This window comes from Paenibacillus massiliensis 2301065 = DSM 16942 (assembly GCF_000377505.1).
Lineage (GTDB): Bacteria > Bacillota > Bacilli > Paenibacillales > Paenibacillaceae > Paenibacillus > Paenibacillus massiliensis.
Genome location: NZ_KB898191.1, coordinates 180,641 through 192,538 on the forward strand (window position 1 = coordinate 180,641; position 11,898 = coordinate 192,538).

Annotated in this window: 11 protein-coding genes; 3 read left to right on the top strand and 8 right to left on the bottom strand. The window is 49.3% G+C overall.

Annotated elements, in window-relative coordinates:
• Nucleotides 1-6 precede the first annotated feature (6 nt).
• The 3 genes from pepF (at nt 7) to D328_RS0115460 (ending at nt 3,297) form a co-directional block, all read left to right on the top strand.
• A complete protein-coding gene (pepF, locus tag D328_RS0115450) occupies nt 7-1,794 on the top strand; it encodes an oligoendopeptidase F (RefSeq protein WP_025681444.1) in 1,788 nt (595 codons plus the stop codon).
• An 86-nt stretch (nt 1,795-1,880) separates the two neighbouring features.
• Nucleotides 1,881-2,258 carry a LapA family protein gene (locus tag D328_RS29260; protein ID WP_018885927.1) on the top strand — a complete coding sequence of 126 codons (378 nt, stop codon included), beginning with the start codon at nt 1,881-1,883 and terminating at the stop codon, nt 2,256-2,258.
• A 1-nt stretch (nt 2,259) separates the two neighbouring features.
• A complete protein-coding gene (locus D328_RS0115460) occupies nt 2,260-3,297 on the top strand; it encodes a M42 family metallopeptidase (RefSeq protein WP_018885928.1) in 1,038 nt (345 codons plus the stop codon).
• A 289-nt stretch (nt 3,298-3,586) separates the two neighbouring features.
• Here D328_RS0115460 and nikE read toward each other — a convergent pair whose 3' ends face one another.
• The 8 genes from nikE to D328_RS0115500 form a co-directional block, all read right to left on the bottom strand.
• A complete protein-coding gene (gene nikE, locus D328_RS0115465; RefSeq protein WP_018885929.1) occupies nt 3,587-4,387 on the bottom strand; it encodes a nickel import ATP-binding protein NikE in 801 nt (266 codons plus the stop codon).
• Between the two features lie 39 nt (nt 4,388-4,426).
• Complete coding sequence (gene nikD, locus D328_RS0115470; protein WP_018885930.1) at nt 4,427-5,284, bottom strand: nickel import ATP-binding protein NikD; 858 nt, start codon at nt 5,282-5,284, stop codon at nt 4,427-4,429.
• Nucleotides 5,285-5,364: 80 nt separating this feature from the next.
• Nucleotides 5,365-6,195, bottom strand: a complete 831-nt coding sequence (gene nikC / locus D328_RS0115475; RefSeq protein ID WP_018885931.1) for a nickel ABC transporter permease subunit NikC — start codon at nt 6,193-6,195, stop codon at nt 5,365-5,367.
• Nucleotides 6,192-7,136, bottom strand: coding sequence for a nickel ABC transporter permease subunit NikB (nikB, locus tag D328_RS0115480; protein WP_025681448.1), 945 nt, complete (start codon nt 7,134-7,136; stop codon nt 6,192-6,194). The genes nikC and nikB overlap by 4 nt, the downstream gene beginning before the upstream one ends.
• Nucleotides 7,137-7,180: 44 nt before the next feature.
• On the bottom strand, nt 7,181-8,818 hold the full coding sequence (gene nikA, locus D328_RS0115485) for a nickel ABC transporter substrate-binding protein (RefSeq protein ID WP_018885933.1): 1,638 nt from the start codon (nt 8,816-8,818) through the stop codon (nt 7,181-7,183).
• Between the two features lie 222 nt (nt 8,819-9,040).
• Nucleotides 9,041-9,604, bottom strand: coding sequence for a DNA-3-methyladenine glycosylase I (locus tag D328_RS0115490; protein WP_026281213.1), 564 nt, complete (start codon nt 9,602-9,604; stop codon nt 9,041-9,043).
• A 49-nt stretch (nt 9,605-9,653) separates the two neighbouring features.
• A complete protein-coding gene (locus D328_RS0115495; RefSeq protein ID WP_018885935.1) occupies nt 9,654-11,366 on the bottom strand; it encodes a DUF4179 domain-containing protein in 1,713 nt (570 codons plus the stop codon).
• Nucleotides 11,341-11,892: an RNA polymerase sigma factor gene (locus D328_RS0115500; RefSeq protein ID WP_018885936.1), complete on the bottom strand. Its 552-nt coding sequence runs from the start codon at nt 11,890-11,892 to the stop codon at nt 11,341-11,343. The genes D328_RS0115495 and D328_RS0115500 overlap by 26 nt, the downstream gene beginning before the upstream one ends.
• Nucleotides 11,893-11,898 lie beyond the last annotated feature (6 nt).

Genomic DNA, 11,898 nt, shown 5'->3' on the forward strand with positions numbered 1-11,898 from the left:
TCCACTATGAGTAAAACAATCAAGCGTTCAGAAGTATCACCGGAGAATGCCTGGAACCTGCAAGACCTCTTCGCGGATCAAGCTGCCTGGGATCAGGAATTCCAGGACATCAAGAAATTAGCGCAGAAAGCTTCGGAATTTCAGGGCAAACTGGACAACGCTGAAGTCATTCGGGATTGCTTCAAGCTGGAGGATGACATCTCCTTCAAGCTAGAACGTGTCTACGTCTATGCACATCTTCATCATGATGAAGATACTGCAGAAGCTACATATCAGGCTCTCTCTCAAAAGGCCAAAAAGCTCAATGTAGAGGTTAGTGAGGCTTTGTCCTTTGTTACACCAGAAATTCTGGCCCAGCCAGAGCAGAAGCTTGATCAGTACATTGCTGATCCTGCGCTGGCTCCATATCGGTTCACCCTTCAGGAAATGAAGCGCGAGAAGGCTCATATACTGAGCAAAAGTGAGGAAGCGTTGCTCGCTCAGGTCGGTACATTGTCTCAGGCTCCGCAAAATATCTTCAGCATGCTGAACAATGCCGATCTGAAGTTCCCGAACATCAAGGATGAGCATGGCAACGAGGTCGAATTGACCCATGGTAGCTATATTCAATATCTGGAGAACCCGAACCGTGAGGTTCGTGAACGGGCCTTTAAAGCGGTATATGATACGTACGCTCGCAACAAGAACACCATCGCCGCTTCGCTAAGCGCCAACGTGAACAAGAACATCTTCTATTCCCGTGTACGCAAGTACCCTTCCGTGCTGGAGATGTCGCTCTATGGTGACAACATTCCGAAGGAAGTCTACACCAATCTGGTAGATACGATCCACGAAAGTCTGCCCTTGCTACATCGTTACATGAAGCTGCGCAAGAAGCTTCTCGGAGTAGAAGAGCTTCATATGTATGACCTGTTCGCTCCTCTTGTGAAGGAATACAAATGGGACATTACATTCGATGAAGCCAAAGCTATGACGGTAGAGGGATTGAAGCCGCTAGGCAAGGAATATCTGGATGTACTGAAGAAGGGCTACAGTGACCGCTGGATCGATGTCTACGAAAATGAGAACAAACGCACCGGCGCATACAGCTGGGGAGCCTATGGCACACACCCTTATGTGCTGTTGAACCACAAGGACAATCTGAACAGTATGTTCACCCTTGCTCATGAAATGGGCCATGCGCTGCATTCCTATTTCTCAGATGAGGCACTTCCTTATCGGGATGCACAATACACTATCTTCCTCGCGGAGGTAGCTTCTACTACGAACGAGGCGTTACTGATGGATTACCTACTAAAGCACGCGACAGATCCGAAGCAGAAGATGTACCTGCTAACCTACTATGCAGATCAGTTCCGTACAACGGTCTTCCGTCAGACGATGTTCGCCGAATTCGAGAAGATCATTCATGAGCGTGCTGAGCAGGGTGAATCCCTGACACCACAGGCGTTGTCGGACATCTATTATGAGCTGAACATGAAATATCACGGCGATGGCATGACTGTCGATAAGGACATTGCCATGGAATGGGCACGCATCCCCCATTTCTATAACAGCTTCTATGTGTATAAGTACGCTACAGGCTTCTCGGCAGCCACCAGCTTCTCCAAGCAAATTTTGGAGGAAGGCCAACCAGCTGTGGATCGTTATCTCGGCTTCCTGAAGAGTGGCGGAAGTGACTTCTCCATCAATATTCTTAAAAAGGCTGGCGTAGACATGTCTTCGCCAAAACCAATTCGGGAAGCTATGAGTGTATTCGAAAGCCTGATTGAAGAAATGGAAAAGCTCACCTAAGCAATAACTTACGTGGCATCAATTCATCCCTTGTCCTCCCGGGACAAGGGATTTTCATGAGGGCAAACACATCTGGAGGTGCATACATGAAATTACAATGGTCCTTGATCGCAGCACTGCTCATCGCACTCATTACAGCCGTCTTTGCTGTTATCAACGTGAATTCCGTGCAGGTTAATCTATTGTTCAGTGTTGTCAGCATTCCTCTGATCCTCCTCATTTTGGGCTGCACGCTGCTAGGCGGACTAATTGTCGGTTCCTTCGGGATCTTCCGTCAATATCGTCAGCAGCGGGAGATCAAGATACTGAGAAACGAAGTTCAAGCCCTCAAAGCACAACGGGATGAATTCGCAGAGAGCCTGGTAAGCTACGAGCCAATGCCCGCTGAACCCAATAACAAACAACTAGAGACAGAAACTTCGACCACAGAGTCGGAGCGTGCGAACAAGCTAGGAGGAAATTAAGTTGAATATCCAACCAAATGAAGAATATATCGTGGATCGTCTGCAAAAGCTGCTGAGCATCCCTAGTCCCAGCGGCTATACGATGCAGGCCATGAAATGGATTGCCGAGGAGGCTGATAAGCTCGGGGTACCTGTGGAGTGGAATGCCAAGGGCGGTGCCATCCTCACCCTTCCAGGAGAGGATTCCAGTCGCACTATCGCTCTCAGTGCGCATGTGGATACACTTGGCGCTATGGTACGCTCCATATCGGCTTATGGCACGCTGCGCATTACCTCTGTGGGTGGCTTCTCAATGAACAGCATTGAGAATGAATACTGCCAGATTCATACACGGAGCGGGCAGGTATATACAGGCACAATTCTATCAACCCAGCCTTCTGTGCATGTCTACTCTGAAGCACGTACCTTTGAGCGGAAGGAAAGCAACATGGAGGTTCGTATCGACGAGTTGGTGCACACCAAAGAGGATGTACTTGCACTAGGGATCGGTGTTGGGGATTTCATTTCCTTCGACGCTCGCCCAGTTGTCACACCGTCTGGGTATGTCAAATCCCGTCATCTGGATGACAAAGCCAGTGTAGCCGCACTGCTCGGCTTGCTGGAATCCGCTCAGCGAGAGCAATGGAAGCCCCGTCATACAGTGAAACTGCTCATCTCCAACTATGAGGAAGTAGGTCACGGAGCCGCATCCATCCCTGGTGACATCGCAGAGATGATCGCTGTTGATATGGGTGCTATTGGAGATGACCTTAGCTGCAAAGAGACAGATGTATCTATCTGTGCCAAGGACTCCTCGGGGCCCTATGATTATGAGATGACAAGCCGGCTGATCAGCCTAGCGCAACAGCTCGATATTCCATATGCTGTTGATATTTACCCACGTTACAGCTCTGATGCCTCGGCAGCTCTCAAAGCTGGACACAATATTAGGGCAGCATTAATTGGACCAGGCGTACATGCTTCTCACTCCATGGAGCGCACGCATAAGCAAGCTGTAATCAATACAACTCGCTTACTGGCCGCTTATATTCGGCAATAACCTAGTACCTCGACCAGGTCAAATATGCGTATTGAGCACTACAAGCATGGAGCCTGTCGAGATGATTAAACAGAATCAGAATGATCACCCGAATTCAATTGGGTGCTTGTCCTAATACCACAAGCTGACGCCTGCATTTCCCTGTCAGCTTGTTTTTTTATAAGTAGTCCCTCCCTAACAATAGAAGACTGTCTCAAAGCCACTCGGCCAGAAACAGTCTTCTCATTTTATTATCCGATTCATCTTATGACCCGATTTAAATATAAGCATGTGCGCCTTCACCACTCCATTAGGCAAAGGAAATACGCTTGGATGGGTGCTCCGGTAGAACCGAAGACACTAGCCGTTGGACCGCTGGGTGCTTGGACTGTAGAATAGCATCCTTGTCATCACCTTGATAGACGAGCCTCCCTTGATCCAGTACAGCAATCCGATCACAGATTCCCATAGCAGCCCGTATGTCATGAGTAATGAACAGATAGGACAGACCATAAGTCGCACGTAGCTCAGCCAATAATGATAATATTTGTGTCTGATGCACCATGTCCAGACTGCTGACCGATTCATCCAGCACGATCAGCTTGGGCTTAAGAGCAATCGCCCTCGCAATATTAACCCGTTGCAGCTGTCCACCACTGAACTGATTCGGTCGCTTGCTTCCGTCCTCTACGCGAAGTCCCACCTGCTCCAGTAATTGACCAATTCGTCGCTCTCGCTCCTGTGGCGACAGGCGCTCATAATTGTCCAGAGGCTCTCCAATAATCTGAGCGGCAGTCATGAGCGGATTTACGGCAGAATAGCAATCCTGGAATACCACCTGCAGATCACGTCTTAAGGCCCTCAATACCTGCCTGTTGGACTGATAAATATCCTGGCCTTCGAACAGTACCTGGCCCGTGCTTGGCTTCTCCAGACCGAGGATGATTTTGCCCAATGTGCTCTTCCCTGCACCGCTCGTGCCCAGTAACCCCATGCAGCAGCCTTTTTCAATTGTAAACGATATATCCGATAGCACTGGAGGCCGTCGCCCAGCACGGTCCAACCAGCTGCGTCTGCCATAGCTATGGGTTAGTTCATGTACCTGAAGCACGGTTCATCATCCTCTCTTATGCTTGGAGTGATTAAGAGCTCACTTCCATGTGCTCCCCGCTCCCAAAGCCATCTGAGGCCGAGCATGAAGCAACATGCGTGTATACTCATGCTGTGGCTGGTCAAATAACTCATGAACACCAGCTTGCTCCACGATGCGCCCCCTTTGCATGACCGCTACCTCATCCGCCATCTGTGAAATGACGCCCAAGTCGTGGGAGATCAGCAGAATCGAAGTGCCATACTCTGTACGTAGTCGATTCAGCGCCTGGAGCACCCGAAGCTGATTCACCACATCCAGCGCCGTGGTCGGTTCATCGGCAATGACCAGAGCAGGCCGCAGACACATCGATACCGCAATCATGACACGCTGCAGCATGCCCCCACTTAGTTGAAACGGGTACATGCGCATCAGCTTGGCAGGCTCAGGCAGATTCATGTCAGCAAGGGCAGCAATGGCCTGCTCCTTAGCTTGTCCTTTGGAGATTCCAGCATGTGTGCGCAGCGTCTCCATGAATTGAGAGCCGATGGTATATACAGGTGTAAAGGCATTCATCGGGTTTTGGATAATGCATCCGATCTCCTTGCCCCGGATACGCCGCATCTCTTCGCTTGGTAACGAGCTTAGCTCCCGCCCATTTAGCCGAATGCTCCCGGTTACCTTCATTCTCTGGGGATTGAGCAGCTGCAAAATAGCGTTACAGGTAATCGACTTGCCACTGCCGCTTTCCCCCACCAGGCCGAACACTCGACCTTTTCCAATATCCAGTTGTATAGATTGCAGCAGGGTCATAGGATTATCTACATTGTGGAGTTGCACCTCCAAGTCACGTACTTCAAGCACATTGGAAGCAGCGGTAGCCGTCTTGTCCTGCTCTGGGCGCCTCGTTTGATCCATTACCCTATCGTTCTCCTTTGGACTAATCACGCTTGTCTCACCATCCTTCCACTCCGTCTATCTCTGCTGATGATATGGCATTACCGTTTGGCAATACCATATCGCTCGGATAGCGCTTCTCCCAGCACGTTGAATGTAATGACTACCACGAGGATCAGCAAGCCCGGATAGATCATCAACTCAGGATGGCTGCGAATATAGCTCGTCCCTTCATGGATCATCGCTCCCCACTCCGCATTCGGCGGCTGAATGCCTAGGCCAAGGAAAGACAAAGCAGAAATATCCATGATCGCCCAGCCCATCTCAAGGGTCCCCATCACTACAATAGGGCGCTGCACGTTCGGAATAATATGCTTGCGGATAATACGCCAGGGAGACGAGCCGCTAATTCGCGCAGCCGCGATAAAGTTACGTTCCTTCAGGCTAACTACCATATTCCGACATATGCGTGCGTAATACACCCACTGCACCAGCATGAGCGCGAGCAGCACCTGCATCAGGCCTGGTCCGAATATACCTACAATCCCTAATACCAGCACCAGATTCGGAAAGGCCATGATTCCTTCACAAAGGCGCATGAGAAGGCTGTCCACCCAGCCTCCCAGGTAGCCTGCAACAGAGCCTACTACCACACCAATGACTAAGGAAGACAGGAATATCACTGTCGCAAATCCAATGGATACCCTCGCTCCATAGATCAGTCTGGACAGGTTATCACGCCCTAGATGATCTGTTCCCAGCCAGTGCTCCGCCGATGGGGCTTGCAACTTTTGCAACAGATTCACCTTGACCGGATCATGCGGAGCAATCCACGGAGCCAGCAAGGTAACCGCGAAGAAGAAGAGCACCACCACCGTACAGATTAGGATGGCTCTCTCACCCTTGAACCATTTACGCCATATATTTATCACTGCTCAGCCCGTCCTTTCGCTGAAATCCGTGGGTCCATATAGAGCTGAACCAGATCAACGAGTAGATTACACACGATGAACAGGCAAGCCGCCAAGAAGACATAGCATTGAATGACCGGAATATCCCGATTGAAGATCGCTTCCACAAAGTAACGTCCGAAGCCCGGCCATGAGAAGACCTGCTCCACGATGATTGTACCTGTGAGCAGCTTACCCATATTCATACCCATACCGGTAATAAGCGGCGATATGGCAATTCTCAGTACATGCTTCAGGACAATCGTCCGCTCGCGTAACCCACGTGTTCTGGCGTACTGCACATACGTCTCCTGAAGTTGCTCCAGCACGCTGGTACGCAGCAGGCGCGTATACACAGCGATTAGCACCAGTGAAAGAGTGACGGTAGGAAGAACCAGGTTCTCCCAGCTTCCCCGACCCTCAACAGGTAGCAGGTCCAGCTTGACCGAGAAGAAGAAGATTAGCAGATAGCCCAGCCAGAACTGTGGAATCGATGCTCCAAAATAAGAGATAAGCCTGCTCACCATGTCAATCCAGCTATTCTTGTATACGGCAGCTAGAATTCCCAGCGGAATGCTAACCAGGGCAGACAACAGCATGCTCCATAAAGCCAGCTCTACTGTTGCTGGAAGCCTAGCGCTCACTTCCTTCCATACTGGCTGGTTCGTGAGATAGGATGTACCAAAATCCAGTCTGACCATTTTCTGAATCGTATTCATGTACTGGGTCAGTAAGGGCTGATCCAGCCCGAATTCATGCCTTTTTTGCTCCAGTAGCTCAGGTGTTGGATAGATATGAGCTGCTGTCAAATAGGCTTCTGCCGGATCAACCGGGGAAATGTGAATAAGCGCGAAAGTAACAAGTGTAGCAATAAAAACAATTGGAACGATCGCCATTATTCGTTTACCGATATAGCTGACCACCATTTTTCCTCCCATGGGTTACACTACGCAGCTGTACCGATCATTCACGGAGTGCCCAATTCTATTCCTGCAAAAGGATTCTCATCGCGGTTAGCCGGGAATACAAACTGACTGATATGCTTCTGGTATACCGCTGTTTTCTTGATATAGGAAATCGGTACGATCGCCGATTGCTCCTGCAATGTGCTCAGGATTGATGTGTACAGCTCCTGACGCTGCTTCTCATCCGTTGACGACAGGACCGCGCGAATCTGTTCGTCAAGTTCCTTTTTCATCGGAATGGCACTAAGTGTCTCTGAAATACCAAATCCAGGGCTTGCCACGACGTTCACGAAGGAATGTGGATCATACGGTGCACCGTAGTTGTACCAGAAATACAGATCGAAATCATTCGCCTTCAGACGCTTGATTTGCACGGTCAGCTCAAGACCCGTCAGATTCACTTTCACACCCAGTTCACTCCACTCGGCCTGAATAGTCTCGGCCATCGCCTTCTGAATCGGGTCCGTCTTATCGAAGATCATCTCGAATTCCAGCTTCTGACCATCCTTCTCTCGAACGTTACCACCAGCAGGCAGCGTCCATCCCGCTTCATCCAGCAGAGCTTTGGACTTCTGGGCATCATATGCGATCGGCTGAAGATCAACATTCGTATACGGGTAGTTCTTGGACAGGACGGAATCAGCTGGCTCCTCCAGACCAGAGGTAATGCCTTCTACCATAGCTTGCTTATTAAAGCCTTGATGAAGCGCCGTGCGTACCCTTACATCCGACAGCTTCGGATTGGAGGAATTCAGCAGCAGACTGCGGGTACCCACCGGATCTGACAGCTGTGTCGTGTATTCATTATTGTCACGCAGCTGCTTGAATGCATCCAGACTGATGACACCTTCACCATAGATCAGATCAAGCTCACCTTTCTCGAAGGCAGCTACGCGGGTCTCTGCATCAGGAATAATTTTGACAGTAACCTGGTCGAAGTTGGGTGCGGTTCCCCAATAATTCGGGTTGCGCTTGAAGACTGCATACTCATCCTGCTTGTACTCTGCCAGCATCCACGGTCCTGTTCCAACAGGCTCCTTGATGCCCTCAGATGTATCCCCATTATCAGGGAATCCAGCTTCGCCCAGAAAACGAAACGGACGAACTACGGACAGATCCTGCAGAACGGGATAATATGGCTCTGTCAGTGTCAGACGGAAGGTAAGATTGTCCACTACCTCCGTCTTGTCAAGCACGCCTACAATGCCCAGCCAGCTATGGGTCTGCTTGTGTGCCATCACCGCATCAAAATTTTTCTTGACGATCTCGGCATTAAAGTCAGTGCCGTCTGAGAATTTCACGCCAGAACGAAGCTTGAATGTATATACTTTGCCATCATCTGAAATTGTCCATGATTCAGCCAAAGCCGGCTCCAGCTTACCATCCTTCTGGTAGCTAACGAGCGGCTCATAGAGCATCGACTGGGCAAACAGCTGTGAAGGATTATATGTGTGGGGATTCATCGTACCGATATCACGAGGCCATGACATCGTAATTGATTTGGTGGTAGCGGTCTCATTTGATGTAGCTGTTGAAGCAACATTACTGCTCCCTGTATTACTGCATCCTACAATTACGAATAACAGTAATAGGGTTGTCGCCAGGGTAAAGGCAACGGATTTGCGATGATGTGCGAACATGGATGTAGATCCCCTCTTCTTTTACGTGATAATGATTCTCATATTCATTCATTAAGAATAGGCAGGAGCGGACCTTTTGTCAACAGAAAAGAAACCCTGATCTTATAGATAAGATTAGGGTTTCTTGGCGAAGCAACATTTACACCGACACCGTTCGAAATTTAAGGAATTCATAAAAGTACTCTGGAAGCAGGTTGGAGCTCATCCGTCTGCCGGAGAATCTTATTGCTTTCTGCAAAAACAATCCATCGTATGATCATTCACCATGCCTGAAGCCTGCATGAATGCGTAGCAAATGGTCGAGCCGACGAATTTCATGCCTCGCTTGCGCAGCGTCTTGCTCATCTGATCGGATTGAGGAGTGACAGCTGGCACCTCGGTTACATCACGCCAGTGATTCACCAGGGGGACTCCATCCGTAAAGCTCCATAGCAGCTCAGAGAAGCTGCCTTCCTCCATGATTTCCAGATAGATTTGTGCATTCGTAATTGTCGACTGGATCTTGAGCCGATTACGAATGATGCCAGGGTTGCTCATCAGCTGTTCAATCTTCTCGTCATCGTAGACCGCAATCCGCTCTGGATTGAATTGATCAAAGGCTTCACGGAAGGCTTCACGCTTCTTCAGGACGGTATACCAGCTTAGTCCTGCTTGCATACCCTCCAGTATAAGTAGCTCAAACAGCTCTTGATCTCCGTACTTCGGTATACCCCATTCCTCATCATGATAGGCGATATACAAAGGGTCTGAGTTGACCCATGCGCAGCGCTGTACCTGCGTGCTCAGATGCCATCATCCTTCCTGTGATCCCAACTAGGAGTTACTTATGAACACACTACGGACGAAGCTGCATGGTGAATTGCTCATCCGGGCGCTCAGTAATGTAGTAGAACATATAGATTTCTGCGCTGTCGGCAACATAATTCTTGTAGACATCAATAGCCTTGTTATTTCCGTCTCCAGCAAAATTGACCGTGAGAGGCTTGCCTATGATGCGTTCCTTCCCTTTGCCGATATGTGTCTGATTGACACCACCGAATAAGGGGTCAGCGCTCTCGCTCTCTACAAAAAGATTACCATCTTCGCGATAATACGTCCATTTCACAGGATAGCCTCCAATGTCCTGCATGAAGGATTGTCGCTCGCTGCTAATATTCTCAAGCAGGATTGGAGGATACTCGTCACCATCATGATACTCAATGAGATGTCGCCCAATTAGCTTGATCGTGGATGCCTCCGTAATCTCCAGATCAAGCGGTCTTTCCGCGTGTAATTTGCTTAGGTGAGCTTCCCCTTTGTCAGAATACCAGAGAGTCGTGTCCAATCTATGTCCATCCACCTCTAATTCATAGTTCACGAACGGGAAGCGATAATGACGCTCTTCATGCTCTGCCGTCAGACGAATTTGGGTAGGAGTAATGATCAGATCCTTCAGCACTACCGGTTGCTCAGTATCTGGGACTGTCAGACCAAGATGACTATGCAAAGTGCCTGCTTCCATTTGCTGCTTGTTCAGGTGAAGTGAGAATGTCCATTGCTGATCAACGATCGCATCCCGCCGGGTGTAGTCAAGCTTATATATAGTGCCTTCTCTGGTGATATCAACAGGCTTATAATATTGCTGTCCGGTATATTCCCCGTGATCTCCAGGCTTGCCGAAGGCACCGTCGCTGATGCGAACAGGCTCATCGCTATTGTAGTAGGCATTTACCTGTGGAGCAGCCCACTCTCTGACCTCTGGCTGGGCAAAAAACACGCCTGTAGACAGCATCAGGCTATCCTCTCCCCGTGGAAAAGCTTGAACTACGAGCTTGGAAATGCCATCTTGCTCAATAGCAAACTGCTGCTCTCCTAATTTACTGATATCAAGCGGTATCTCCTTCTGCTGATTCGAGAAAAATTGCAGCTTGCCGGCCGTCAATTTAATAGTCGCTTGCTCCGACTTAGGAGTCCAATTTGATTCAAAATAACCGATGTACCTCCCAGCCTGTTCATTCCACATCTGTCTACCGACCCTGCCCTCGATCCGATTGCCTTGCTCATCCGTCAGCTCCATATCCGCGAACTGCCACAGATTCTTCCCATATTCCCCCGTATCCAAACTATATAAGATGACTGTTCGATTCTCATCCACCACGGCTGTATGAATCGTTAGCGTGATTCCGTCCTTCGTCACCGATTGCTCAATCGTCTGCCCGAGATTCTGTGCCAAGGCGTTCTGGACGCCACTCCTGCCGTTCAGCAAATGGGTCCAATCGACCTGAAACGCTGCATATACCGGGGCTGCAATGATGACAGCGCTGATAGAAGCCAACATCACAGCCCGGCGCCAGCCTCGCGCTTTGATTTTAGGGATTATAAGTCCATTTTTCCGTTGAGATCGTTGTATGCCTTTCCCAAAAGATACTGTGCCGACCGCTCCCTCGTGAGCCTCAGCTTGCGTATCGATCGCTGTCTCTATTTGTGACCACATCTTGTTAAAATCAGGGTAGGTCAGACCGTCCTCATGATTCAATTGCTGATTAAGTCTGTTCTCGATATGCTTCATGACATCCTCCTTTATTCGAACGGTGGACAACATAATCCCGCTTTGACATGATTAGCTTCATAAGCTTTAGTCCCTTGTGCACTCTTGATTTGGCTGTACCCACTGGAATGCTCAGAATCTCGGCGATATCAGCCATACTGAAATCATGCATGTATCTTAGTGATATGGCGGCACGAATCTTTGGTGGTAACTGCATCATATCCCTGGCCAGCTCTTCCGCAGCCTCCCGTTCCTCTACGAGCAGGTCTAATGCTTTTCCTTCCTGATCCGTTGAGCGGTATTGGCTCTGCACAAGCATATCCTTGGCTTCTCGTCTGCGCCTTGTCTTCAAGTGAGTCAGACAACGATTCACAGCAATACGCATAATCCATGCCCGTAGATGCTCCACACGCTCCCAGTCGCTGCGAAAGATCGAGATGAATACTTCCTGACAGAGATCCTCAGCATCTGCCTCGTTATGTACCATGTAGTAGCATGTTCGGTATACCTGCTTGTTGTAGCTCTCAAAAAGCTCCTTTTGTGTCAATGCTTC

Bases quoted from the DNA above. Each gene is read 5' to 3' on its own strand.
- pepF (WP_025681444.1), top strand. From the start codon at position 7: ATGAGTAAAACAATCAAGCGTTCAGAAGTATCACCGGAGAATGCCTGG.
- D328_RS29260 (WP_018885927.1), top strand. From the start codon at position 1,881: ATGAAATTACAATGGTCCTTGATCGCAGCACTGCTCATCGCACTCATT.
- nikD (WP_018885930.1), bottom strand. From the start codon at position 5,284: ATGGATCAAACGAGGCGCCCAGAGCAGGACAAGACGGCTACCGCTGCT.
- nikA (WP_018885933.1), bottom strand. From the start codon at position 8,818: ATGTTCGCACATCATCGCAAATCCGTTGCCTTTACCCTGGCGACAACC.
- D328_RS0115495 (WP_018885935.1), bottom strand. From the start codon at position 11,366: ATGAAGCATATCGAGAACAGACTTAATCAGCAATTGAATCATGAGGAC.